Source organism: Nostoc foliaceum FACHB-393 (genome assembly GCF_014698505.1).
Classification (GTDB): domain Bacteria; phylum Cyanobacteriota; class Cyanobacteriia; order Cyanobacteriales; family Nostocaceae; genus Nostoc; species Nostoc foliaceum_A.
This window is the reverse complement of record NZ_JACJTD010000019.1, coordinates 15939-42081: the sequence shown is the minus strand read 5'-3', so window position 1 is coordinate 42081 and position 26143 is coordinate 15939. Positions and strand designations below refer to the sequence as shown.

Below are 26143 nucleotides of genomic sequence, written 5' to 3'. Positions count from 1 at the left end.
TTATTGCACGAAATTGGCTGTTAAAAAAGCGACTTATCGCAGTCGCTAGTGGTGGAGCTAAATCCCAGACTGTACGCGCCACAAACTCGCATAGATACCATCAAGTAGTAGTAAATTCTCGTGCTTACCCTGCTCCACAATTTGACCATGATCCATCACATATATGCAATGACTGTGGCGAATTGTTGAAAGACGATGTGCGATCGCAATTGTTGTCCGATTTTGGGTAATCTTATCTAAAGAACGTTGGATGGCAGCTTCAGTTTCATTATCCACCGCAGATGTCGCCTCATCCAAAATCAAAATCGGCGGATTTTTTAAAACTGCTCTAGCTATAGCTATCCGTTGGCGTTGTCCACCAGATAACTTTTGTCCTCGCTCCCCAACTATTGTTTCATAACCTTGGGTTAGTTGCGCAATAAAATCGTGTGCCTCAGCTATTTTGGCTGCATTGATAATTGCTTCATTTGTAGCTTCAAAAGTACCGTAGGCAATATTTTCTGCTACCGTACCATGAAATAAGAATACATCTTGACTAACTAGACCAATACTGCGACGCAAGTCAGATAAATTTAACTTTTGAATATCAATCCCATCAATGGTAATTGAGCCATTAGAAACATCATAAAATCGCAACAATAGTTTTACTAAGGTGCTTTTACCTGATCCAGTAGAACCAACAACCGCAATAGTTTTTCCAGCAGGAATATATAAAGATAAATCTTTAATTATTGTTCCACTATTTCGATAAGCAAAAGTAATATTCTTAAAATCAACTTCCCCCTGTACTTGTTCAACAGCTAAAGACATATCTCCCGTAGTAATTTCTATGGGAGTATCTAACAAATCCATAACTCGCTTTGTAGAAGCCATCGCCCGTTGATATCGGTCAAAAGTTTCTCCTAAAAATACCAATGGCCACAATAATCTTTGGACTAAAACTAGTAAAACACTGTAATTACCGATAGATATTTTACGAGAATATGCTGCCATACCTCCCAAAAACAATAAAGACGTAAATCCAACTAAAACCAACATTCTAATTACAGGTACAAAAGCAGCAGAAAGTTTAATTGCTTTAGCGTTGCTTTTTTTATAAGCTTCACTTTCGGTTGCTAATCTGGCACTTTCATAATTTTCGGCAGTGAAACTTTTAATTGTGGTGATACCACTAATATTATTAGCTAAACGTGAATTCAAAAAACTCACCTTTTCTCTAACATCTGCATAACGAGGTTCAAGGCGTTTTTGATATATTAAAGAACCCCAGAGAATAAAAGGCATTGGTAGCATTGCTGCTATGGTGATATTGAAAGGTAGAATTAGGAATGCACCGCCAATTAAAATTATAAATGAAGTAGTAACTTGGATAATTTCATTGGCTCCCCCATTTAAAAAGTCTTCGAGTTGGTTGATATCATCACTGAGAATAGACATCAAACCGCCTGTACTACTGTCTTCAAAATAAGCTGATTCTAATTCTTGTAAATGATTGTAGGCATCTAAGCGTAAATTATGTTGAATATTTTGGGCTAAATTTCGCCACAATCTATCATAAGCGTACTGAGAAAGCGATTCAAATATCCAAACAATAACAGTGATTAGTGAAAGTAGTGCAAATTGCCATACTACTTCTTTAATACCAAATTTAGCTATAAAGGAATCTTGCTGTTGGACTAATATATCTACAGCAACACCGATTAACCAAGGTGGTGCTAAATCTAAAATTGTATTGATAATAGAATAGGCTGTGGCTTGATAAATTTGTGGGCGATATTTGTCCCCGTAGTTGAGTAAGCGTTGGAGGGGAGAACGTTTCTTTGCTACTAGGTTAAATTCTGATTTCATTGTAATAATTAAAAGTGGAAAATTTATGTTTTTTACCTAGCAGAGTTTACTACCTTTTCGTGCATGAGTCTATCCAAAAACGGTAATTTTTTAGCCTAAAACGGTAATTTTAAGTTAAATATAGCAATCCGATTTCATTTATGAATCACTCGTAGAGACAGGGAACAGGGAACGGGGAACAGGTAAAAAGGAATAAAAGTGTACTGAGTTTTTTTCAGGCAATCAAATATGAGTTTTATATGCGGTACGATATTATATCGCAAGGTGTAGCTAGTGGCAGCAATAATTCTGTCGCGTAACTTAGGTTTTTGGTAAAAGTTATTCACAGCGGGATTCTGTAAACCCTTATAGAGTAGAATTCTCTAGCAAATTAAGGAGATGAGTAGATTGCAAATCCGCTCAGATGACCTGACAGCATGACCCGAACAGCGTATTCATGACGAAAAAACTGGCTTGATTCGCTTCTGGAAAGTAACTCCCTAGTTAGGGCTGTAACGATTATTCCAATAAGGAAAGAATTATGGTAGTTCCTCAGCTACAGCAATAAAGTAGCGCAGGTGTAGTAGTTCCATATTTTTGATATTTTATAAGTCTCAATTTTAAATAAATATATATTGGACATCTTAAAAAAGTCTACGTATCATACTCTTACAAAGATTTGAGCGAGGCCAGAGCAATGGGTGAAAAAACAATTTCGTCAGAAAATTTTAGAAGTAAAGTTGTCACACAAGGAGTGCAGCGATCGCCAAATCGGGCTATGCTGCGTGCAGTAGGTTTTCAGGATGAAGACTTTAACAAAGCAATTGTGGGTGTGGCTAATGCCTACAGCACCATCACTCCCTGTAACATGGGGATTAATCAACTAGCACTCATAGCTGAAGCTGGAATAAAACTAGCTGGGGCAATGCCGCAAATGTTCGGCACAATTACTATTAGCGATGGGATTTCGATGGGAACTGAAGGGATGAAATATTCCCTAGTGTCACGAGAAGTGATTGCTGACTCTATTGAAACAGCCTGTAATGGTCAGAGTATGGATGGTGTGATTGCCATCGGTGGCTGTGATAAAAATATGCCAGGGGCAATGATTGCAATGGCACGGATGAATATCCCGGCTATCTTTGTTTACGGTGGGACAATTAAAGCCGGACACTACCAGGGCCGCGACTTGACTGTTGTGAGTTCCTTTGAGGCTGTGGGTGAATACAGTGCTGGTAAAATTGACGACACCGAATTGATGGAAGTAGAACGCCGCGCTTGTGCTGGTGCAGGTTCTTGTGGCGGGATGTTCACAGCTAATACTATGTCCTCAGCATTTGAAGCGATGGGCATGAGTTTACCCTATTCTTCCACAATGGCGGCAGAAGATGACGAAAAAGCTGATAGCACCGAAGAATCAGCCAAGGTATTAGTAGAAGCAATTCGCAATCAACTGTTACCCCGGCAAATTATCACCCGTAAATCTATAGAAAATGCTATTTCTGTAATTATGGCTGTGGGTGGTTCAACTAACGCCGTATTACATTTTCTGGCGATCGCTCGTGCGGCTGGTGTAGAACTTAATCTAGATGATTTTGAAACTATCCGCGATCGTGTCCCTGTTTTATGTGATTTAAAACCCAGTGGTAGATATGTCGCCACAGACTTACATCAAGCTGGTGGTATTCCTCAAGTGATGAAAATGCTATTGGTGCATGGATTACTTCACGGTGACTGTATCACTATCACAGGTAAAACCATTGCCGAAATTTTAGCAGATGTCCCCGATGAACCACCCACTAATCAAGATGTGATTCGTCCTTGGAATAACCCAATGTATGCCCAAGGTCACTTAGCCATCCTGAAAGGGAATCTGGCTACAGAGGGAGCAGTCGCAAAAATTACTGGGGTAAAAAATCCCAGCATTACTGGTTCTGCACGGGTATTTGATTCCGAGGAAGAATGCTTAGATGCCATCCTTGCAGGTAAGATTAAAGCCGGTGATGTAATTATCGTCCGCTACGAAGGCCCGATTGGCGGCCCTGGTATGCGGGAAATGTTGGCTCCCACCTCAGCACTTATTGGTGCGGGTTTAGGTGATGCAGTCGGATTAATTACTGATGGACGCTTTTCAGGCGGTACTTACGGGATGGTAGTCGGACACGTTGCTCCCGAAGCTGCCGTTGGTGGTGCGATCGCTCTGGTCGAAGAAGGTGATAGCATCACTATTGATGCTAATTCTCGCTTGTTACAAATAAACATAGACGATGCAGAATTAGCCAGTCGCCGCGCTAAATGGCAACCCCGTCCACCTCGTTATACAAAAGGCATCTTAGCTAAATATGCTAAGTTAGTTTCCTCTAGCAGTGTTGGTGCTGTCACAGACTTAGATTTATTTAATGAGTAGGGAGTAAGGGTAGAGACGCGATATATCGTGTCTCTCTACAAGAGTGGTTAAAAGGGCGAATAAATTAAACTACCTCTTGTTGTTTTTGAGCTAAATACATTGCAATTCCTTTCTCGTAGTAAGCTGCTTCATTAATAAAAACAGGATAAACAGTAGATTCTCCCTCATAGAAAATATCTTTTCCTGCAAAAGTCAGAAACATTGGATCACCTGGATTCAAAGGTTCATAATCTCTAAACTGAAGCTGGGGATGAATCATGGCTTGAATTTCACCGCGTCGGTGCAGCCCGCCGTAGGCATCACTTCTCGGATAATCAATAGTCTTAATATATTGATAGAGTGTAAGCTTGCTGTCTATCTGCGGAAGATTACCTTGGTTATACCCTTCAAAATAATCCAAAATTGCATAAATAAGCTGTTCTGTTTGCTGAAATAATTCGGCGTCTAAAATATTCTGAGCTACAGCACCAACTTCTATAACAAAACCCAATTCACACAAAGAACGGAGAAAACCACCTTCTCTAGATTGTTGATTAACAAAAATCTTTACCATCGGATTAATAGAACTTAAATAAGCGCCTAACCGAAGTAAGAAAGGATGCATATCACAAAAGATCAGACTTAACCCCATGTTTGCAGTTGTGCTGTGCAAATCAACAATTACGTCCACAAAAGGCTGATTTTGCGGTTGTAGTATCTGTTGAATTGCTTTTGCCCGCGTATCTTCATAACTTAAAAGTTGGGGATTTTGTAAGCCTTGATTGGTGAAGCAACGATTTAAATCTTTGTCAATGTATCGTTTGCCTTCTTCAATAGCTTTGAGATTCCCAAGTAATGCCAGAGTTTCAAAACTTACTCTGTTGATTAAATTAGGATACTGCTGAAACTTTTTGACTAAATGTATTCCTGTTAACTCATTACCATGATTTCCTCCAACGATCGCAACTCGTTCAATCTGACTCATAACAACCTCATATCTAAAAAAATACTCTACAGTTATTGAGAATGGTGCAAGATCCAAGATAGAAGTATAACTGCTGCTGACTAAATCTTGTAAAAGATTGACGCGATGTCTACGACGGGCTACGCCTACGCTCGATGTTCGAGCCAAAATGTGATAACTGTTAAGCTGTTAGTTTTAGCGCAAAAGGGGAGGAAATTTATGGAGCAGGATTTTCAAGCGATGCCTCCGGCGGGCTACGCCTACGCTGAACTTTACAAAAACGCTCTCCTCAACGATGTCCTTCCATTTTGGGAAAAATATTCTCTCGATTGGGAGCAAGGCGGTTATTTTACCTGCCTCGATCGCAAAGGCAAAATTTATGATACAGACAAATTCATCTGGTTGCAAAACCGTCAGGTGTGGACTTTTTCCATGCTTTACAACCAGCTAGAAAAGCGCGAGAATTGGCTGAAAATTGCCAGCAATGGCGCGAATTTTCTCGCCCAACATGGCAGAGATAGCGATGGTAACTGGTACTTTGCCCTCACTCGTGAAGGAAAACCACTAGTTCAACCTTACAATATTTTCTCTGATTGCTTTGCAGCGATGGCATTTAGTAAATATGCACTCGCAGGCGGCGAAGAATGGGCCAAAGATGTAGCAATGCAGGCTTATAACAACGTATTACGCCGTAAGGACAACCCCAAGGGCAAATATAATAAAACCTATCCCGGCACACGCCCGATGAAATCGTTGGCTGTACCAATGATTTTAGCCAACCTGACTCTAGAAATGGAATGGTTGCTGCCAAAAGAAACCCTAGAGAATGTCTTAGCTGAGACTGTCCGCGAAGTGATGACCGATTTTCTCGACCAAGAACGGGGACTAATGTACGAAAACGTTGCCCCTGACGGTTCCCACATAGATTCTTTTGAGGGACGCTTAATTAACCCAGGTCACGGTATCGAAGCGATGTGGTTCATCATGGATATCGCCCGTCGCCAAAACGACACCAAAACTATTAATCAAGCCGTTGATGTGGTGCTAAATATCCTAAATTTTGCTTGGGATAGCGAGTACGGTGGATTGTATTACTTTATGGATGCAGATGGTCATCCCCCACAACAATTGGAATGGGATCAAAAGCTGTGGTGGGTTCACCTAGAGTCATTGGTTGCATTAGCAATGGGCTATCGCTTAACGGGGCGTGAGGTATGTTGGGAATGGTATCAAAAGATGCATGATTACGCCTGGTCACACTTTGCTGATGCAGAATACGGTGAATGGTTTGGCTATCTCAATCGGCGTGGAGAAGTATTGTTAAACCTCAAAGGTGGCAAATGGAAAGGATGTTTTCACGTACCGCGTGCATTGTACCTTTGTTGGCAGCAATTTGAGGCATTAGAAAGCCTGCGGCGGTAAATAACGCAGTCAGTTTGATCTTTGCTAGTGTACAAGTACTATTGGAAAGATGTCTCATGAATGTTGTGACACCTAAGCGATTTACGATCGCAGAATACCATCAATTGATTGAACTCGGATTTCTGACAGAGGGCGATCGTATTGAATTAATTCGAGGAGAACTGATTCTTTGGTAATGAACTTGACTGGCTAGCTTATGAACTTAGCGATTGGCTAGGTTTAGCAATTACTAAAGAGTGAATCACAAACCAAATTCTGCTACGCCATTCTCATCCACATCTGCATCCTTACTCGCGATCGCTAGTTCAATTTTCATCAAATAAAAGGCGAGAATCGTTTCAACCTATGCGATCAACTCTGAAGTTAAAAAAGTCTCTTTACCACAGGGAAACTTTAGTTCTATGTCTAATTTGCTCCCTATTTCGATAACATTTAAGTTAAATTTGGTCAATGTTAACATAGGTTCTATTTCATTGCCTTTTCGACTTCTTCGCAAATTTTCACCCAAGCTTGATTACGTTCTGGCTTATTTAGAGTGTCGAGGGGTTTACTTGGAGGGTGAGCAGCTTGGTATTTTTCGATGTCGGTTTTTCTGTATGAGCTTGCACTAATTGGAATCCAGAAAATGGTTAATCCCTCTTGTTCGGCTGCGTTGAGTAAGGGGGGAAGCTCATGTCTGTCGATGAAATCAGAGCCTATAAAGTCAGGACTGACTAGCAGGATAGCAACTTTAGCCGTAGCTAATGCTTTTTCAATCTCGGCTTTCCATTTTGCGCCAGGTTTGATTTTGGTGTCATCCCAAACGATAAAACTTTCTGCACGAATATAGGGTTTTAGTTGTTTTTGTAGTTCTGTTAACCATTCTGCATCTTCATGACTGTAGCTAACAAATATTTGGTTTCTGATGTTTTCTGACATAATTGGTTTTTTAATCGGGAATGATTCAATAATTTCTTTGTCTATTTGTTGTCTTTGTCGAGTTCTTATATCTTCATACCCATCAAGTAGTTGACGGATATTGATGTTTATTTTGAGTTTACCAATTGGATATTCAAGAACGCCCATTGATTCGAGTCCGAGGAGTTCTTGGTAATCGAGGGGTGGATGATTGCGATGGCCGGGAACGGGAACCCATTCGGTGATTTCGAGATTGGGGAGACTTTTGTGGATTTTTTGGAAGACATCGCGGAGGATGCCGAGAAATAAGCGGCGGGTTTCTTTGCGTTCGCTAATGGTGATGAAGATTTTTTTATCTTCGGGATCGGCTTTAATCCGAGCGATGTTGTAGATTTCGTTGTTTTCTTAATATTGCAGCATTACGCCACTGCGCCAATAGATTTGCTTATGGATTTTTTCGTGGGTGTTGACGATGAAGCGGGAAATAATGCTTTCGGGGAGAACTTTGTAATGGTATTGAAATTCGAGGGTTTCGCCTTGGAGTTTTGTTTCGTCTGGTTCGTCTTTAGGCAGAAGTCCCGCAATTAGAAATTGTGGTGGGTGACATTCTAGTGCAAAGCAAAGCTCAAATTCTTTCATCAGCCCGATCAGATAGCCATGACGCTCGGTGGGGTAGCGCTCTGGATTGAGGATGCGGGTGAGATCAGCGGGGGTGAAAATGCCTTTGGTTTTAGTTTTGAGGTCTTCATCGCTCAGGAGCGCGTAAATGCCTTCTGTCACCCAGTTGGGTTTGAGGACGTTGGTATTTTTGAGGATGGGATGATCGCGGAAGTTGAGAACTAAGCCAAGTCGATGGAGGAGATCGATCAGTTGCTCACGGTCTTGTTGTTTGCGAATCTGTTTGTCGTAGCAGATGCACAGATAATCGTCGTAGTCGATGAAGTCTTCAGTCATGGATTCGAGTTGTTGTTTAACCTCAAACCATGAGAGGGGTAAAAGGTCGTAGACTTCTTTGAGGTTGGCGATTTGCTGCAAAATAGCGGTGCGAAGTTCATCAATGCCGATATTGTCTTGGCAGGAGGTTTCGATAATCGCTTGGATGTTAGGATATTTTTCGCGTAATGCCTTGCGATTGATGTCGAGGGGTTGTTCGTCTTTTTTGTTGCCAACGATAATCACGGGGGACAGTCCGCCAAAGCTTTCGATTAGTTTGAGCCAATATTCGATGCGGTTTTCTTCTTCGCTGGTGCGACAATTACAAACTAGGAGATAGAGACTGCGCTTAGTCAGAAAAAACTGATGGGTGGCATGATAAATTTCCTGTCCGCCAAAGTCCCAAACATTGAGGCGGATGCCTTTACTATTGACCTGCACGTTCCAAGTTTCCACATTGAGTCCGTCGGTTTGGGGTTGATTTTTATCATATTTATTGTGGATTAATCGTTCAATGAGGGATGTTTTGCCGACGCTACCTTGTCCGATAAGCAAGAGTTTGGCTTCGTTGAGTGGACGCACTTCACCGCTACGGAGTAATCGCAAGTAATTGAAAATATCTTCAACTGAACCAACATCATTAGAAGATCCTAAAATCTCTGGTGAAATAGGAAGCGGATTTCCCCGTAAATCTAGTTTTTCCAATTTCGACAAACTTTCGATCGCCTCTGGAATCTGGGTTATTTGGTTGCGACTGAGGTCAAGCTGCGTCAGATTGGTTAAATTAGCGATCGCCCCTGGAATCTGGGTTATTTGGTTGCGACTGAGGTCAAGCTGCGTCAGATTCGTTAAATTAGCGATCGCCTCTGGTATCTCGGTAATTTGGTTGCGACTGAGGTCAAGCTTAGTCAGATTGGTTAAATTAGTGATCGCCTCTGGTATCTCGGTAATTTGGTTGGAACCCAGATAAAGCTCCATCAGATTGGTTAATTTAGTGATTGTCTCTGGAATCTGCGTAATTTTGTTGTAATTGAGATAAAGCTTCGTCAGTTTGGTTAATTTAGCGATCGCCTCTGGAATCTGGGTTATTTGGTTGTCACGGAGGTCAAGCCTAGTCAGATTGGTTAAATTAGCTATCGCCTCTGGAATCTCGGTAATTTTGTTGTAACCGAAGTAAAGCTCCGTCAGATTGGTTGAATTAGCGATCGCCTTTGGAATCTGGGTTATTTGGTTGTCACGGAAGTCAAGCCTAGTCAGATTGGTTACATTAGCGATCGCCTCTGGAATCTCGGCAATTTGGTTCAAACTGAGGAGAAGGGTAGTCAAATTAGTTAAATTAGCAATCGCCTCTGGAATCTCGGTAATTTGGTTGTTATAGAGGTAAAGCCCAGTCAGATTGGTTAAATTCGCGATCGCCTCTGGAATCTCGGTAATTTGGTTGCCACTTAGGTCAAGCCCAGTCAGATTGGTTAAATTCGCTATCGTCTCTGGAATCTCGGCAATTTTGTTGTAACCGAAGTAAAGCCTAGTCAGATTGGTTAAATTAGCTATCACCTCTGGAATCTGGGTTATTTGGTTGTCACGGAAGTCAAGCCAAGTCAGATTGGTTAAATTCGCGATCGCCTCTGGAATCTGGGTAATTTTGTTGGAACTGAGGTAAAGGGTGGTCAGATTGGTTAAATTCGCGATCGCATTAGGTATTTCAGTTAGCTCTACTCGAATTAAGATAAGTTCCTCTAAATGTAGTATTTGCGTTACCACATCGGGAATGCTCTCTAAAGGATTGCCACTAATATCCAACTTACGCAAATTAGGCAAACCCAATAGTTCGAGTGGAAGCGTTTTTAAATTGTTGCCTGAAACCTTATGGAGTTCGCGGCCTCCTACTTGTTCATAACCTTCAACCTTCTTTCCCAAAATCAAAGACTCAAGCTGCTTCAACTTACCAATTTCCACTGGTAACTCAGTCAACTCCTGTCCCGACAGGTCTAACTCTTGCCAACCCTCAGCCACCGCGCGATCTATCAGTACCAATAACTCATCCTGCGTCATAATTCCAAGGAGAAGGGTAAAAGGAAAGAAGATTGATGAAGATTATCTTAACTGATTAGAGAAAAATGCCAGATTATCATTTTTTGGCGATCGTGTCTTAAGATGATGGGAAAAAGCGATCGCTGTTTGGGATATTTCGGATTTATACCAATTCACAAAAATCCTGATACATATAGATTTCTCGTAGGGGCATGGCATTGCCATGCCCTTACCAGCGTATTTGTATCATTATTAAAGTGAAATGGTATTAGGCGTAGGCGTAGCCCGTCGTAGACATCGCGTCTTTAGATGTAGCGATCGCATATATCTAAATCTGGATTTTAAATATTTCTATTATCACAATTCATATTAATCTTTTTGAACTTAGCGATTGGCTAGGTTTACCAATTACTAAAGAGTAAACTTCGTAGAGTAATCTGCTTGCTCTTCTAGTTCAGTGTCTTCATCATTCATCACAAACTAAATTCGGCTGCATTATCCTCATCCACATCTGCATCCTTACCCACAGCAGTAGGTTTAAATTTAGAGCCATGAATTAATTCACCAAACGCAATTCCTGAATTTTGGTGAAGAATATTCAACACACTCATAAAATCTCGCACAATTTCTCCTGGTGTAAGTAAAGCTTCTGCACCCAAGCGATTAATAATTTCTTGGACAAACTCCTTCAACTCACGATTTGTCAAAGTCTGTTCATACCCAAAATTGAGTGCATGAATCTCAGCTAAACGTTGCAGAAGCGTCAATATTTCTGCTTCACTCAACGGATTTAGCCGAATCACTGGCCCTAAATGTTCCTGAACATTAGCTTGGGCAACAAAACGGCTTTCTTTTGTGCGTCTTTGCCAAGCTTGGTCTGCAAAAAGTCCGCGTTTGGGGTCTTCTAAAAATTTAGTTGTTCCACCAACAACAATACCAAGATGTTCTGCTTTACATTGCATGGTATCGTTAAACATTGCCAGGAGCCGATTATAGTTCTTTTCCCGTGTGACTGTAGTAGATATTTGATATATGTGTACAGCTTCATCAACTAAAATTAACAGTCCTTTATAGCCAATCTCAGCGACAAATTTCGCAAACAGTTTTATATAGTCATACCAACTATCATCATCAATAATTACCCGCACTCCTAAAGCTGCTTTCGCCTCAACTTTAGTAGTAAATTCTCCCCGCAACCAGCGCATTGCTGCATTTTTTAGATTATCATCATCCATTCGGTAGCCGCGCCAATAAGCAATAATCACGCTACCAAAATCAAAACCGTGAACTAAATCTTCAATATACTGAACTACTTCTCTAATTTTTGATTCAACTTGGTCATCAAAACCATCATCATTCGGACGCATTCCAGTTTCTTTAACCACTTCTTGTTGAATTTTATTAATCCATCCTTCTAATATTGAGACTAAAGCACCACCATCAGGACGAGTTTTTGTAGCTAGATGGCTCATTAATTCTCGATAGGTGGCTACACCTTCATTGTTGCTTCCAGCTAATCGACGTTCAGAGGATAAATCAGCATCAGCTACTACAAAACCTTGCTCCATAGCGCGGTTGCGAATTAGTTGCAGTAAAAAACTTTTACCGGAACCATAGTTACCAATTATGAAGCGAAATGCTGCTACACCTTCTGCAATATCATCAAGATTTTGTAATAGGCTTTTTAGTTCTTTTTCTCGACCTACTGCTATATATTCAACTCCCACTCTTGGTACTACCCCCGCACCAAGAGAATTGATTAAAGCAGTGGAGATTTTTTTCGAGATTTTGAGCTTTGCCATGTATTAAACTTTACTTTATTCTAAACGCAGAAGTACGCAGCAAGTAGGTAAGGTAGATATTCACCTTACTACTAATCTTACGACGGCAATAATAATTTAATTTGATGAAGCATGTCTAGCCATGAGGTCTTCATACACAGAAATCATTTTTTTGACATGCGTCATATACTCATGATAAACTTCTGGGCTTTCAGAATTGGAATCAATTATTAATTCACCAATAGTATCATTTGCTCGTTCATTTATAGAATCGATTAATAAATTCGGCATAGTGATATTTGCTTCGGCAATTTTTTTAATAGCAGCCTTAGGATTATCTTCTTTGACTATAGCTTTTAATACTTCTAGTTCGTATACTGGGAGATTTTCTAAAAAATTAGTCCATTCTTCAGGTAGGTTATCTGATATATCAACTTCCGAAGTGTTTTTGATTTCTGTAGTTTCCATTATTTCAGAAAAAGGAAACAACTCATTATCATTTTCTTGGGAATTATCAGACAAAGGTTCTGGATTGAATGTTTCTATTTGTTGAAGTAATTCCCATACTTGATTTTGCAATAAATCTCGTTCTTCTTGCAACAATGAAATTTGCCCTTGCAACTGCTGTAATTCAGCTTTTTGTTCTGCGAGTTGAGTTTGTGAAGCATTTAGGATAGCTTGGATATTTTCTCTTTCGGTTTTTGTCGCTACTAGTAATTGATTTTTTTGGGTTGTCTCAACTTCTAACTCTTGAATTGCAATTCTCAATTCGTAGAGTTTTTCTTCTAATTGGGGTTTGAGTCTGCCTAAAAGAGTTAAATTGCTTTCAATTTCTTGTTTCTCCTGCTGAAGTTCCGAAATTTGACTTTGCAAATGGGTGATTTCACTGCGAGATACATTACAATTTGACTCTAGACGGCGCTTTTCTGCTGTCAGGACAGAAAAAGCGTTGTTCAATTCTGCTTGATTTTTCTGCAAGTTATTAATTTCAGTTTGCAGGCTACCGATTTCAGTTTCTAACTGTTTTTTTTGTCCGGCAAATGTTCTTAATTCTCGATGTAAACTATCCCTTTGATTACGGCTTTCTGTGACTTGATTTTGCAGTTGTTGTGACTCTGAATATAATAAATTATGATGTTCTTCGATTTGGTTTATTTCTCTGACAACGCGAGCTTTCAATTCCTCCATTTCTTTAATTCGCTTGCGGAGAGAACCTAAAATAAACATTTCATAATTTCTGCGTCGCTTATCTACGAATAATGCTGCTGCATAGATAGTAACGGCAGTGATTAAACCTGTGAGAAAGGCTTTATTAAAATCCCAGTTTGGGACGAGGCTAAGTCCAAAACTCACACTAAAGGCAACTATGCCTAATATAAATCGATTGCTGATCATTACTGATTGCATATTGCTGGTTTTTAGCGGATTTAAATTATCAGAACAAGTAAGTCTCATACTAATTCGCAATGGGCTACGCCCTGCTTCTCTACAAGACGATAGAGAAAGACTTAATAAAAGCGGTTTCCAATCCGTTGCTATGTTTGTTGAAACAAGACATTTTTTCCCAAGTTGGTATCATAGTCGTTCTAAAATCTTTAATTGTGATTATTGGTGCATAACATTGTTCTGTAAGTAACAAAAAAGTGCAATCATTAATGAACTAATTTTAACCTGAACTTTTTGATGTATCCTTATTTACATTAAATAGTTTTAAATCTGCTTTTAAAAAATCAACAAACTGCCGTGCTGTACGTCCAGAACGACCATTATGGCGAGTTGCCCATTGTAATGCTTGAAATTCTAAATCTTCTTGGGTAATATTAATTTCAGCTTGGGCGGCTAGATGTTGTACAATTTTTAAATAAGTTTTCTGATCGGCTGGTTCAAAGGTCAAGGTTAAACCAAAGCGATCGCTAAACGAAAGTTTCTCCTGCATCGTATCCCAGGCATGGATTTCGTCGTTATCCTTGGGGGTAGGTCTATCTACAAAAAACTCCCGAATCAGGTGGCGGCGATTGGAAGTAGCATATACAACTACATTTTGCGGACGCGCGGTTAAATTACCTTCTAAAACTACCTTGAGCGCTTTAAAGGCATCATCATCTTCTTCAAAGGAAAGATCATCGACAAAGATGATAAATTTTTGTGATACTCCCCGTAAATGTTCCACAATTTCTGGTAGGTCTTTTAAATCAGATTTTGCCACTTCCAATAAGCGAAGGCTGCGATTGCTATATTCATTTAACAAAGATTTCACCAAAGAAGATTTGCCAGAACCCCGACTACCGTAAAGTAATACATGTAGTGCCATTTCTCCTGATAATAAAAACTCTGTATTTTTCAGCAAAGCATCTCTTTGAGACTCGTAACCTACAAGCGCACTCAGCTTAATTGGATCAGAATACCGAATACCAATAAACTGGCCAGCTTGCCAGCGTAAAGCGCGATATTCTGCAAATAAACCAGAGCCACATTGCCGATAATAAGCTGCTAACTCTTCTACAGCATCACCCCAATTGTCTAACTGTTGTAGATACGTAGCGAACTTTGTCTCTCCTCCTACGAATTCTTGCTCTTTATACCACACTACTGGTGAAATCGGCATGTGAGCTACACCTTGTATCCATTCACTTAAAGAAGCGCTGCTACATTCATAGAGACTTTGCAATATTTGTAAATCATGGCGAACTGCTGCTATTAAAGCTGGAGGCAAATCATCAAATTCTTGCACTTCAGCCAGCTTTGTAAAAGGATTCTTAGACAAGAGAAGTTGAGTAATTAAATAGTCTTCCCAATTTTCATTTCTAGCAGCCAAAGCGTGGAAGTAACTGCCGTAGGCTTGGAGAGAACCCCGTGCATCGGCATCAGTGTAACGTATAGCTTGCAACAGTTCCAGAAATGCCATCCCTACTTCGCTTTGGAGAACAGACTGGTACAGTAAAAGTGACGCTGCTTGGCGTTGGAGATATTGAACCTTTGTATATGAGGAAGAACTTGCCATTAGTATCGCTTGATTTCCATCAATTAACTGTGTGGTATAGCTAAATAGCTATGGTAAATTGTCTGCTGACCTTGGCAGTAAAGTCAAAATCTACATAGGTTTTAACAATGAATTTAAGTATAATTGCTGCTTTTGCCTACGGCATATTAGCAATTGCTGGTGGCATCATTGGTTACATTCAGGCTAAAAGTAAGGTTTCGCTCCTAAGTGGTAGCATTAGCGGTTTATTATTAATACTTGCCGCTTACTTTCAACTCCAAGGACAAACCTGGGGTTCGATTTTAGCAGTGTTAGTTACTGCCGTTTTAGTAGTCGTCTTTGCATTTAGATTGGCTAAAACACGCAAGTTTATGCCGGCGGGATTAATGACGATTTTGGGTATGCTGGCATTGGCGGTGATGGTGAATCAAATGGTGGCTTTAAGGTAGCATCAGTCTCCAAGAAATAACCACCCTTCTATTTTTTCTCACCTATTAAGTAGGTTGGCGTAAATAATTATCGTTGGAAAAAGGCAGGGGGCAGGGGGCAGGGGGAGAAAGAGTTTGAGCCTTGTTTACTTTTCTTCACACAGTTTGGTTTTATTGTGCCGACTTACTTAAGGCGTTCTTTCAGAGTCAGAGAAGTGGTAATTTGCAGCAGTGATTCGAGCAATCGGGTGTTTCTGCAATCCTATACTCAGTAAAGTTTTGCGTAAAAGCGTAATGTTTTTAATGCAAGCCGATGCATTAATAAGGCAAGCCGATGCATTAATAAGGCAAGCCGATGCATTAACAATGCAAGCCGATGCATTAACAATGCAAGCCGATGCATTAACAATGCAAGCTGATGCATTAACAATGCAAGCCGATGCATTAACAATGCAACCTGATGCATTAACAATGCAAGCCGATGCATTAACAAGGCAAGCCGATGCATATAGCGCTTCTCGTTTGAATGCAATACATTTTGACCTCTCTCCAAACCTCTCTCCTAAAAGGAGAGAGGCTTTGAGGCTTACTCCCCTTACCTTGCAGGGAAGGGGCTGGGGGTTAAGTTTGTATTTCACGCAATTGAGAACCGCTATATTGTCGGGTATTGCCAAATTGAATTCGCTACGAATTAATGAAATGCTTTACTTAGCGCAAAATCTGGTCAATCATCCGGTTTGCCTGGGAAGCATAACCGCCGCCAAATAAATTGAAGTGATTCAAAATGTGATATAGGTTATAGAGCGTTTTTCTTTGCTCATAGCCTGCATCTAAAGGAAAGACTTCGTTATAACCTTTGTAAAACGCTGCGGGGAACCCACCAAACAATTCTGTCATGGCAATATCAACTTCGCGATCGCCAAAATAAGTTGCTGGATCAAAAATCACAGGTTCTCCTGAGTTAGTACACCCAGCATTTCCACCCCATAAATCGCCATGTACTAAAGAAGGTTGCACCTGGTGTGCTGCTAATAGTTCAGGGATGGCAGCTAGTAATTTTTCTGAAGAGGGGAAATTTCCTCCCCGTCGCCTTGCCAACTGAAATTGATAACCCAGGCGATGTTTAATATAAAATTCTGTCCAGTCTGCTGTCCAAGTATTGATTTGGAGCGTGGAACCAATGGTATTGTTAATTTTCCAACCAAAACCTTGGCTACTGCTAGCTTTATGCATCGCCGCCAACTTGCGCCCCATCTCTTCCCACGAATTGCTGTTACCGCTAGCAAGTTCTAACCATTCCAGCACGATGTAGCTAGAATTCTCAGCTACACCCCAGCAAATAGGATTTGGGACGCGAATACTAGCTGTTGCGAGCATTTCCTTTAAACCCATTGCCTCAGCCTCAAACATCGCAGCTTCGGATGCTTGGTTAATCTTAAGGAAGTAGGTTATCTCACCATTGGAAACAGCATAACCTTGGTTGATGCACCCGCCACCAACTGTTCGCCGTTGCTGACTCTTAAATTTTTCGCCAGTCACCTGGCTAATTTGAGCATCGATTTGAGTCCACATTGTTAAATTGGGGAGTGGGGATGAGGGAGCAGGGGGAGCAGAGAGCAAGGGGGACAAGGGGGACAAGGAGGACAAGGAGGAATTATGGAACAAGTCTCTTCCTTGTCTCCCCCCTCTTCCTTGTCTCCCTTGTCTATTCTCTATGCCCCATTCCCCATTTTTCATTTACGGCTTGACGACAACTACACCATAAGCATCTGGAGAAAGATACTCTTTGGCTGCTTGCATCAAGTCAGTTGCATCTTGGCTCTGAATATGATCTGGGTAGTTAAAGGCGGGTTCTAAATCTCCCACCAAGGAATGATAGTAACCATATAACCCAGTGCGATCGCTTGGTGTTTCGTTGCCAAAAATAAATCTGTTCGCTACTCGCCGCCGCACACGGGCAATTTCTAATTCTGTGACTAACTCGGTTTGGACTTTGCGAATGTGTTGAGCGATCGCATCCTCTACTTGTGCTAAATTTTCTACTGCACATTTAGCTGAAATATAAAATATCCCTTGCAGCTGATTGCTCATGTTGCTCACAGAAATTGAAGAAACCAATCCCCGTTCTTCTCTTAAATCCCTCACCAGCCTTGATGTCCGTCCGTGTCCCAAAATTCCGGCTAAAACATCCAGTCCATAGGTGCGATCTAACTGAACCATTCCTGGAACCCGCCAAACCATCACTAGCCTTGCTTGCTGGAGACTTTCATCTACAAATTCTCGACGCACAATCTCTGTAAATGGTGACTCAGGATTTAGGGGTGAGTCGTGAGTAGGGAGTGGTGAGTACTGAGTTTGATGAGCTTTTGTAAATCCTTCAGCAATGATCGCAATTAATTCTTCCACAGGCAAATTGCCCACAGCTACAGCAGTAATTGACTGGGGTTGATACCAACTAGTATGAAAATCACGCATCTGCTGGGGTTTAAGTTCGGCAATCACCGATTCTGGCCCCAATACCGCACGGCGATAAGGTAGTTCATCAAAGGCTGTCTCCATTGCTCGTCGAAATGTACGCCGTTGGGGATTATCCTCTGAACGCCTAATTTCTTCTAAAACTACTAATCGCTCACGTTCAAAAGCATCATCAGGAATACTAGCATTTGATACTACATCTATTTGTAGTGGAGCAAGCTCGGCAAAATCTTTGGGGGCAGTGGTTATATAGTAGTGAGTATAGTCTTGGCTAGTAGCGGCATTGGTAACAGCACCCCGTTCTTCAATTCGACGTTCAAACTCACCGCTAGCCAGTCGTTCTGTTCCCTTAAAAATCATATGCTCTAAAAAGTGAGCCATGCCGTTAATGGCATCAGATTCTACGGCTGAACCAACTTTAATCCATAAGTTTAGGTTTACAGCTTCAACTGGCATCTGCTCCGCTATGATTGTCAAACCATTGGGCAACTGATGCAGGGTTGGGGTATTAAGACGAGGAAGTTTCCGTAGGGTTGAAGTCATTGCTACTTGCGTGAGGAGCTATGTTACTCCTTTATCTTATCCGTGACAGAAAATTATATAAAAAGACCACTAAGAGGTTTTAGTACGCAAAACCTGTCCCTCTCCGACTCGGAGAGGGACAGACTTGAACTTTAATTCAAGACAGAGAGAGGTTCGTCGAACTAACGAGAGTAAGGGTGATTGAAGGTTTCCCAAGCAGCAATAGCCGCCTTTTGCAGGCGAAAGCTGAAGTCTACTAAGTCTTTCATCATTAAGTGCCAGTTTCTCTCAGCTTCATCCTGAATTATCGCCCAAGAGTTTTCTAGGCGAAGGCGATCGCGTTCCATCAGCTTCCTGCCTTCAATCAATTCGCGTGCTTGACGCACAACTTTCAAATAGGTTTCACGGGTGAGAGTACCTGCTGAATCAGCCTCAGCTTGAGCGCGTCTTTTTAACGCTTCAATAAGCGCTTTGGTTTCGCGCTTCACCTCATCAGTTTCACCAACCATTTCGGTTTCCACTAATTCGTCTGTTTCAGAACTGATTTCTACAATTACTATGGATTCTGTAGATTCAATTACTGTGGTTTCAAAGGATTCGATATTGTTAGCAGTCATCGTTCAAACATCCTTAATTGCAAAGCTTACTTTCGGATGAAAACTGCACCCTCTACTAATAATTATTACTCATTCTGATAGGCTTAATAAGCTGTTGTTGGCAGTTGTTGCTCTAGTTTAAGCAATGCTGCAACTCGCGCCTCTGTAGCAGGGTGACTGGAGAACAAGTTACCCATAAACTGTCCAGAGATAGAATTGATAATTAATAACGGCTCATAAGCTGGATTGGCATTTAAAGGCATCTGCCTTGCTGAGGCTTCCAAGCGTTGTAATGCCCTAGCTAAGGCGCGGGGATTACCGGTTAACCTAGCAGAACCTGCATCAGCGGAGAATTCTCGTGTACGCGAAATTGCTAGCTGAATAATCGTCGCAGCCAATGGCGCAAGCATTACTGTTAATAAAACACCCAAAGGATTTGCACCTCTGTTACCATCTCGTGAACCACCGCCAAACCATAAGCTGTAACTCACCATTTGGGCTAGGAATGAGATAGCACCAGCAACAGTAGCAGCAACGGCTTGTGTGAGGGTGTCACGATTAATAATGTGGGTGAGTTCGTGGGCGATAACTCCTTCAAGTTCATCCTCTGGCAATATATTCAAAATGCCTTCGGTAACAGCCACAGCAGCGTGTTCTGGATCGCGCCCTGTAGCAAAGGCGTTAGCACCTTGGCTTGGAACAATGTAAACTTTGGGCATGGGAATGTTCGCGCGATCGCTCAATTTCTGCACCATCCGATAAAGTCCTGGTGCTTCCCTTTCACTCACAGGCTGGGCCCGGTATACTGCCAGCGCAATTTTATCTGATTGATACCACGAAAACAGGTTTGTTACTGCTGCCAAGCCGATTCCAATTATCAAGCCACTACTACCGCCAATTACCCAGTAACTAATAGCTATCAAAAGCCCACTTAATGCAGCTAGCAAAGCAACCGTTTTCACTTGATTTCCCATATTTTCGCTCTCCTGCTAATGCTGTATAAATTTTCTAGAAAACAGCATTAATTAAGCTACATCTTGATTGTATCCAGCTAAACTTAGATATATGGTACAGAAAACCTATCAGATAAGTACGGTTTTCCTACTTAAATTTTATAAATAAAAATTTAGTTGTTTTTGATACGTGCTCTTTTGATAAAATATATATTTATAGATAATAAAAAGACATCTATCTATAGATTCAAATTCTTGGCAGCTAACATCTGGAATTGTCACCGTGCTACCGGGTGCTCAGTGCATCTGGCTAACAGGTTTAAAAACGGGGATGGCAGCAGTCATAACCAAAATATAAGTAAGCTGAATCTCAATAATTATCTATCAGGTTGCGGTGGATAATACAGCCCACCGTAACCTTTAGACTAATAGAATGAGTTTAACAAAAGCGATCGCTTTACACTTTAAACTTCTCGGCAATCTGCTTCATCGCCTCTTCCACATTCTCCCGGCTGTTAAACGCCGAAATGCGGAAGTAACCTTCACCCGCAGCACCAAAGCCAGAACCAGGTGTTCCCACAACGTTGACAGTTTGCAGTAACTTATCAAAGAATTCCCAGCTGGATAAACCATTAGGCGTTTTCACCCAGACGTAAGGTGCATTTACGCCACCATAAACTGATAATCCGGCGGCTGTGAGTTTCTCGCGGATAATTTTGGCGTTTTCTAGATAGAAACTAACTAATCCTTTGATTTGCGCCTGTCCTTCTTCGGAGTAAACCGCTTCGGCTCCCCGTTGGACGATGTAAGAAACGCCATTAAATTTGGTGGACTGACGGCGATTCCATAGTTTCCATAGTTCCACATCGGAACCATCGGCGGCTTTTCCTGTGAGTGTCTTCGGTACCACAGTTAACGCGCAACGAGTTCCTGTAAAACCTGCATTTTTGGAGAAGGAACGAAACTCGATCGCAACTTCTCTTGCACCTTCAATTTCATAAATTGAATGTGGAATCGACGGATCGGTAATATAAGCTTCGTAGGCTGCATCAAAGAAAATAATCGAGTTATTAGCTTTGGCATAGTCTACCCATGCTTTTAAATATTCCTTGGTTGCAGTTGCGCCAGTGGGGTTATTGGGAAAGCAGAGATAGATTAAATCTACTTTTTTTGAGGGAATTTCGGCTGTGAAGTTGTTATCAGCCGTAATTGGTAGATAAACTAAACCCTCAAACTCGCCTTTATCGTTGGCATCTCCCGTATTCCCCACCATCACGTTAGTGTCTACATATACGGGGTAAACGGGGTCAGTAACGGCAATTATATTGTCATGACCAAAGATTTCCAAAATATTGCCGGTGTCGCACTTGGAACCGTCGGAGATAAAGATTTCGGAAGCATCTATATCAGCTCCCCGTGCTTGGAAATCGTGAGTGGCAATTTTCTCTCGCAACCAAGCGTAGCCTTGCTCTGGCCCGTAGCCTTTAAAGGTATTGCGATCGCTCATCTCTTCCACAGCTTTAATCATAGCTGTGCGGCAAGCCTCCGGCAGAGGTTCGGTAACATCGCCAATACCCAGCCGAATGATTTTAGCATCAGGATTGGCTTCTGCAAAGGCATTCACCCGCCGAGCAATTTCTGGAAACAGATAACCCGCTTTCAGTTTCAGGTAGTTGTCGTTAATAGTTGCCATTATATAGATTATGAAAAACGCCCTCAAATAGCTTACTGCTAATTTATGAGGGCGGGGAGTGGGGATGAGGGAGATGGGGGAGATGGGGGAGACAAGGGGACAAGGGGGACAAGGGGGACAAGGGAGAATTATTAAACAAGTTTCTTCCTTGTCTCCCCCCTCTTCCTTGTCTTCCTTGTCTTTTCCCAATGCCCAATGCCTAACTAGACATTTACTGGCTGTTTATTGTCGGCTGATGTGTAAATGTTGCGATCGCTAATTCCAAACTGCGTGATTGATTCTTGTCCTGTAATTAATCTTGCTCCGCGATTACGGGTGAAATAGTTCCAGGCCCACTGAATTATTACTACTAATTTGTTGTCAAATTCAATTAAGAAGTAGATGTGAATCACCAGCCAAAACAGCCATGCAAAGAAACCTTTCAGCTTGATAAAGCCCAAATCTACCACAGCAGAATTGTGTCCAATCATTGCTAAACTACCATGATCGGTATAAGCAAAGGGTGGCAAATTTTTACCTGCAAGCCGCTGTTGAACTAATGTTGCGACATATTCACCTTCTTGCTTGGCTACAGGTGCAACACCAGGTAGGGGTTTACCATTTTGATGAGAAAAATTTGCTAAGTCGCCAACTACAAAAATATTGGGATGTCCCTTAATACTCAAGTCAGGTTCGACAATAATCCGTCCAGCGCGATCGCACTCAGCACCTGTGCGTTCTGCTAGCACTTTTCCCATTGCTGAAGCTTTTACACCTGCTGCCCATAATACCGTTTTTGAGGCAATTTCTTTAACTTCATCGCCTTGTTTGAGAGTAACAATATCATTTTCAATATTCGTTACCAATGTTTTTGTCTGGACAACCACCCCCAAACGCGTCAGGGATGCTTCCGCTTCTTGTGATAACTCTGGTGCAAAGGGTGGCAGAATCCGATCCAGCCCTTCTAATAGTAAAATCTTGGCTTCCGATGTGTCGATGTTGCGGAAATCTTCTTTGAGAGTTTGATTTGCCAATTCTGCGATCGCACCAGCTAACTCTACACCTGTTGGGCCACCACCAACAATTACAAAGGTTAACCAAGCCCGGCGTTTTTCTGGATCGATTTCTTTTTCTGCGGCTTCAAATGCCGTAAAAATCCGGCGACGCATTTCTATGGCATCTTCTACAGTTTTCAAGCCGGGGGCGAATTCTTCCCAGTTGTCTTTGCCAAAGTAGGAATGCTTGGCTCCTGTGGCGACAATTAACGTATCGTAAGCTATTGCTTCGTCGCCTACAGTCACTTGTTGTGCTTCTGGATCAATATTATTTACCTCTCCCAATAGCACTTTCGTATTCTTGCTTTTGCTTAATACAGAACGCAACGGCGAAGAAATATCCGCAGGAGATAGGGCACCTGTCGCAACTTGATATAAAAGGGGTTGAAATAGATGAAAGTTACGTTTATCAATCAGAGTAACGTTTACGGCTGCCTTAGCGAGTGTTTTTGCCGCATAAAGTCCACCAAAACCACCGCCAACAATAACTACTTTATGGGGTGGATTATTGTCAAGTGAATTTACCATAAGAAATATTATCGTGTATGCCGACTATTGTAACTATTCTTAACAAATTTGTATCAAAATTGTCATCACATATTTTGTATTGCTCTTTACATTTGAAAAAGTATTAAAGTAACTAAAACTACAGGATAAAGAGAAATTTTCCAGATGGAGGCGCAAACAATAAGAGTTGGCAATATTTGAATTACTCTTTGCTTATGTAAATTTATCAACGGTAGATGTAGGATTTATGCAAATTTACTCAGAACTAGTTGATTCTGGTGCTTGTGTTAAACGTGGTGAATCAGTTCGCCGAGTTCGCCGCCAACGGTTAAAGCCATAGACAAGGGCAGCAAAAATTAACAAATAGGGACTGTAAACAATTAACCAAATACCCAGTTTGAGTAAGCCAACGGAAAATGAACTAAGGGAGTGAGTCGATTTGTTCCAAGTTTCCTGAACTTGCAAACCAAAGGCAGGTTGTGAACTGGTGCTAGAAACTGCTGCTTTTAAGTTCAGCGTAATAGTGGAATATGCAACTTGATTTTGTAAGCTTTTTAGTTGGGCATTAATTTGTTCTATGGTTTCTCGGACATTACTCAGTTCTTGGGCAACACTAAGCACATCTCTAACAGAACCTGCCCGATCCATAATTTTTTGCAAATTGGCTTCAGTTTTTTGCAAATTGGTCAATCTGGCTTGGAAATCTACGAGGCGATCGCCCACATCTTCGGCAGTGATATTACGACTTTCGACAGTGCCCAATTTAGCTAGCTCTTCTAAGGTAGTTTCCAGTCGGTTCTCTGGTATCCGCAATTGTATTGTTGCTGTGTGACGCGGGTTGTCGTTTTTGGGTTGTTGTTGTTTCAACCCGATCAAATCCCCTTGCTGTTTATTGATAATTTGCGAAACAGCATCAACAGTCTGATCTACAGAGTTGACAGTCAAAGAGATTGCTGCCTTTTTAATGAGTTGCGGACGAGAACGGGCCATTGGTGCAGCTTCCGCCTTTTGGGAAATACTGCCTTCATTAGCAGGTGCCATTGCTTGATTTGCTGCGCCATCGGCTGCCATTGGAGGCAAAGCCGGACGACTTGTTGACTGATCCGAAGAGGCGCAACCGGTGAAAATCAACCCTCCTAATAATGCACTCACAAATAAAGCAGATGTGCACGGTAATTTAGTTGAAGCGGACATAATCTACCCCTAGATAGATGAAGTTAACCCCAGTATTGCTGAAGTAAAACTCAAAGCCTGTATTGTTGCGATTTATGTAACAGGGTCAAACTAATTCGTAATTCGTAATTACTAATGACGCTCTTTACGTTCGTGCAGTATGTTGCAGACAGACGCTGAGACGCTACGCGTAGCTTGCTTCTTTGCGGGAGTACGTGCACTCTTTCTTCGCGCTGCGCTAACGTAATCACGTTACGGATGGGGATTTAGACCACACCCGTAACGGCACGACCCATAGAGTCTGAACCTTGGTTTAATTACGAATTACGTTAGCGTAGCGGGGCGTAGCCCATTACGAATTACGAATTTTTAATGGTTGACAGTTAATCTGTGGTTACTCAATTTGAGGTACAATCGTAAGCCTGCCAATAAATGACGATGCTTGCTGACAGGAGATGCTTCTATGGCCCGGATGTATTATGACGAAGATGCCAATTTAGACCTTTTGGCTGGAAAAACTATTGCTATCATCGGCTATGGTTCTCAAGGTCATGCCCACGCTCTCAATCTCAAAGATAGTGGTTTGAATGTGATTGTGGGACTATATCCGGGTAGTAAGTCAGTAGCAAAAGCTGAAGCTGCTGGGTTAACTGTGAAGAATGTTGCAGATGCTGCCAATGCTGCTGATTTCATCATGATTTTGTTACCTGATGAAGTCCAAAAAACGATTTACAAAAACGAAATTGAACCCAATCTACAAGAAGGGAATGTGTTAGCCTTCGCCCACGGCTTCAATATTCACTTTGGGCAAGTTGTACCACCGACTAACGTAGATGTGGTGATGGTAGCACCAAAAGGGCCAGGGCATTTAGTACGACGGACTTATGAACAGGGTGAAGGCGTACCAGCGTTGTTTGCAGTTTATCAAGATGCCAGTGGTCAGGCACGCGATCGCGCGATGTCTTATGCTAAAGGTGTCGGTGGTACTCGCGCGGGTATTCTCGAAACGACTTTCCGCGAAGAAACCGAAACAGATTTATTTGGCGAACAAGCAGTATTGTGCGGTGGTTTGAGTGCTTTAATCAAAGCCGGATTTGAAACTTTGGTAGAAGCTGGCTATCAACCAGAATTGGCTTATTTTGAATGTCTGCATGAAGTCAAGCTGATTGTTGACTTGGTTGTAGAAGGCGGTTTAGCCAAAATGCGCGACAGCATTTCTAACACAGCTGAATATGGCGATTATACCCGTGGCCCGCGGATTGTGACTGAACAAACCAAAGCTGAAATGCAGAAAATTCTCAGCGAAATTCAATCTGGGCAATTTGCACGGGAATTTGTTCTAGAAAACCAAGCTGGTAAACCAGGATTTACAGCTATGCGTCGCAAAGAAGCTGAACACAAAATTGAGGAAGTCGGCAAAGATTTACGCGCTATGTTTAGCTGGTTGAAAAAAGCTTAAGCAAAACAGAAAGTAGGGGCACAGCATCCCGTGCCCCTACATCTTGCTATCTAACGTTGTTCCCCATCTGAGTGGGAACCGC

General features: G+C 41.7%; 17 protein-coding genes and 2 pseudogenes. 6 read left to right on the top strand and 13 right to left on the bottom strand.

Annotated features, from left to right (window positions below; all coding sequences use genetic code 11):
* Nucleotides 1–57: 57 nt before the first annotated feature.
* A complete protein-coding gene (locus tag H6G92_RS17090) occupies nt 58–1848 on the bottom strand; it encodes an ABC transporter ATP-binding protein (RefSeq protein WP_190894836.1) in 1791 nt (596 codons plus the stop codon).
* Nucleotides 1849–2524: 676 nt separating this feature from the next.
* Between H6G92_RS17090 and ilvD the strand changes: the two genes are divergently transcribed.
* Complete coding sequence (ilvD, locus tag H6G92_RS17085; RefSeq protein WP_190894835.1) at nt 2525–4234, top strand: dihydroxy-acid dehydratase; 1710 nt, start codon at nt 2525–2527, stop codon at nt 4232–4234.
* Nucleotides 4235–4298: 64 nt separating this feature from the next.
* Here ilvD and H6G92_RS17080 read toward each other — a convergent pair whose 3' ends face one another.
* Nucleotides 4299–5198, bottom strand: coding sequence for an aspartoacylase (locus H6G92_RS17080; protein ID WP_190894910.1), 900 nt, complete (start codon nt 5196–5198; stop codon nt 4299–4301).
* 198 nt (nt 5199–5396) lie between these two features.
* Here H6G92_RS17080 and H6G92_RS17075 point away from each other — a divergent pair, with 198 nt between their 5' ends.
* Nucleotides 5397–6599, top strand: coding sequence for an AGE family epimerase/isomerase (locus tag H6G92_RS17075; protein ID WP_190894834.1), 1203 nt, complete (start codon nt 5397–5399; stop codon nt 6597–6599).
* Nucleotides 6600–6655: 56 nt separating this feature from the next.
* Nucleotides 6656–6766, top strand: a pseudogene (locus H6G92_RS17070) (Uma2 family endonuclease); the annotation flags it as partial.
* A 298-nt stretch (nt 6767–7064) separates the two neighbouring features.
* Here H6G92_RS17070 and H6G92_RS17065 read toward each other — a convergent pair.
* The 4 genes and pseudogenes from H6G92_RS17065 to H6G92_RS17050 form a co-directional block, all read right to left on the bottom strand.
* Nucleotides 7065–10481: pseudogene (locus H6G92_RS17065) on the bottom strand (leucine-rich repeat domain-containing protein).
* Nucleotides 10482–10933: 452 nt separating this feature from the next.
* Nucleotides 10934–12262, bottom strand: coding sequence for an ATP-binding protein (locus tag H6G92_RS17060; protein WP_190894833.1), 1329 nt, complete (start codon nt 12260–12262; stop codon nt 10934–10936).
* Between the two features lie 96 nt (nt 12263–12358).
* Entirely contained in the window at nt 12359–13648 is a 1290-nt protein-coding gene (locus H6G92_RS17055; RefSeq protein WP_190894832.1) for a tellurite resistance TerB C-terminal domain-containing protein, read from the bottom strand.
* 259 nt (nt 13649–13907) lie between these two features.
* Nucleotides 13908–15242, bottom strand: a complete 1335-nt coding sequence (locus H6G92_RS17050; protein WP_190894831.1) for an ATP-binding protein — start codon at nt 15240–15242, stop codon at nt 13908–13910.
* A 107-nt stretch (nt 15243–15349) separates the two neighbouring features.
* On the opposite strand from H6G92_RS17050, the gene H6G92_RS17045 reads away from it, so the two are divergent.
* Nucleotides 15350–15670 carry a TMEM14 family protein gene (locus tag H6G92_RS17045; RefSeq protein WP_190894830.1) on the top strand — a complete coding sequence of 107 codons (321 nt, stop codon included), beginning with the start codon at nt 15350–15352 and terminating at the stop codon, nt 15668–15670.
* A gap of 210 nt (nt 15671–15880) precedes the next feature.
* Entirely contained in the window at nt 15881–16417 is a 537-nt protein-coding gene (locus H6G92_RS17040) for a hypothetical protein (protein WP_190894915.1), read from the top strand.
* Here H6G92_RS17040 and H6G92_RS17035 read toward each other — a convergent pair.
* The 7 genes from H6G92_RS17035 to H6G92_RS17005 form a co-directional block, all read right to left on the bottom strand.
* Nucleotides 16358–17221, bottom strand: coding sequence for a fructosamine kinase family protein (locus tag H6G92_RS17035; RefSeq protein ID WP_190894829.1), 864 nt, complete (start codon nt 17219–17221; stop codon nt 16358–16360). The two genes, H6G92_RS17040 and H6G92_RS17035, sit on opposite strands and share 60 nt — an antisense overlap.
* 165 nt (nt 17222–17386) lie before the next feature.
* Entirely contained in the window at nt 17387–18667 is a 1281-nt protein-coding gene (locus tag H6G92_RS17030; RefSeq protein WP_190894828.1) for a M16 family metallopeptidase, read from the bottom strand.
* A gap of 161 nt (nt 18668–18828) precedes the next feature.
* Nucleotides 18829–19263 (bottom strand): hypothetical protein, encoded by a 435-nt coding sequence (locus tag H6G92_RS17025; protein ID WP_190894827.1) that lies wholly within the window; start codon nt 19261–19263, stop codon nt 18829–18831.
* An 83-nt stretch (nt 19264–19346) separates the two neighbouring features.
* Nucleotides 19347–20216 (bottom strand): zinc metalloprotease HtpX, encoded by an 870-nt coding sequence (locus H6G92_RS17020; RefSeq protein ID WP_190894826.1) that lies wholly within the window; start codon nt 20214–20216, stop codon nt 19347–19349.
* Nucleotides 20217–20652: 436 nt separating this feature from the next.
* Nucleotides 20653–21888, bottom strand: coding sequence for an LL-diaminopimelate aminotransferase (locus tag H6G92_RS17015; RefSeq protein WP_190894825.1), 1236 nt, complete (start codon nt 21886–21888; stop codon nt 20653–20655).
* Nucleotides 21889–22091: 203 nt separating this feature from the next.
* Nucleotides 22092–23450 (bottom strand): NAD(P)/FAD-dependent oxidoreductase, encoded by a 1359-nt coding sequence (locus tag H6G92_RS17010; RefSeq protein ID WP_190894824.1) that lies wholly within the window; start codon nt 23448–23450, stop codon nt 22092–22094.
* 234 nt (nt 23451–23684) lie between these two features.
* Entirely contained in the window at nt 23685–24623 is a 939-nt protein-coding gene (locus H6G92_RS17005) for a DUF4349 domain-containing protein (protein ID WP_190894823.1), read from the bottom strand.
* A 442-nt stretch (nt 24624–25065) separates the two neighbouring features.
* On the opposite strand from H6G92_RS17005, the gene ilvC reads away from it, so the two are divergent.
* Nucleotides 25066–26061, top strand: a complete 996-nt coding sequence (ilvC, locus tag H6G92_RS17000) for a ketol-acid reductoisomerase (protein WP_190894822.1) — start codon at nt 25066–25068, stop codon at nt 26059–26061.
* Nucleotides 26062–26143 lie beyond the last annotated feature (82 nt).

Bases quoted from the DNA above. Each gene is read 5' to 3' on its own strand.
- H6G92_RS17075 (WP_190894834.1), top strand. From the start codon at position 5,397: ATGGAGCAGGATTTTCAAGCGATGCCTCCGGCGGGCTACGCCTACGCT.
- H6G92_RS17055 (WP_190894832.1), bottom strand. From the start codon at position 13,648: ATGCAATCAGTAATGATCAGCAATCGATTTATATTAGGCATAGTTGCC.
- H6G92_RS17080 (WP_190894910.1), bottom strand. From the start codon at position 5,198: ATGAGTCAGATTGAACGAGTTGCGATCGTTGGAGGAAATCATGGTAAT.
- H6G92_RS17045 (WP_190894830.1), top strand. From the start codon at position 15,350: ATGAATTTAAGTATAATTGCTGCTTTTGCCTACGGCATATTAGCAATT.
- H6G92_RS17025 (WP_190894827.1), bottom strand. From the start codon at position 19,263: ATGACTGCTAACAATATCGAATCCTTTGAAACCACAGTAATTGAATCT.
- ilvD (WP_190894835.1), top strand. From the start codon at position 2,525: ATGGGTGAAAAAACAATTTCGTCAGAAAATTTTAGAAGTAAAGTTGTC.
- H6G92_RS17005 (WP_190894823.1), bottom strand. From the start codon at position 24,623: ATGTCCGCTTCAACTAAATTACCGTGCACATCTGCTTTATTTGTGAGT.
- ilvC (WP_190894822.1), top strand. From the start codon at position 25,066: ATGGCCCGGATGTATTATGACGAAGATGCCAATTTAGACCTTTTGGCT.
- H6G92_RS17015 (WP_190894825.1), bottom strand. From the start codon at position 21,888: ATGGCAACTATTAACGACAACTACCTGAAACTGAAAGCGGGTTATCTG.
- H6G92_RS17090 (WP_190894836.1), bottom strand. From the start codon at position 1,848: ATGAAATCAGAATTTAACCTAGTAGCAAAGAAACGTTCTCCCCTCCAA.
- H6G92_RS17020 (WP_190894826.1), bottom strand. From the start codon at position 20,216: ATGGGAAATCAAGTGAAAACGGTTGCTTTGCTAGCTGCATTAAGTGGG.
- H6G92_RS17030 (WP_190894828.1), bottom strand. From the start codon at position 18,667: ATGACTTCAACCCTACGGAAACTTCCTCGTCTTAATACCCCAACCCTG.
- H6G92_RS17050 (WP_190894831.1), bottom strand. From the start codon at position 15,242: ATGGCAAGTTCTTCCTCATATACAAAGGTTCAATATCTCCAACGCCAA.
- H6G92_RS17035 (WP_190894829.1), bottom strand. From the start codon at position 17,221: ATGTGGACTCAAATCGATGCTCAAATTAGCCAGGTGACTGGCGAAAAA.
- H6G92_RS17060 (WP_190894833.1), bottom strand. From the start codon at position 12,262: ATGGCAAAGCTCAAAATCTCGAAAAAAATCTCCACTGCTTTAATCAAT.
- H6G92_RS17010 (WP_190894824.1), bottom strand. From the start codon at position 23,450: ATGGTAAATTCACTTGACAATAATCCACCCCATAAAGTAGTTATTGTT.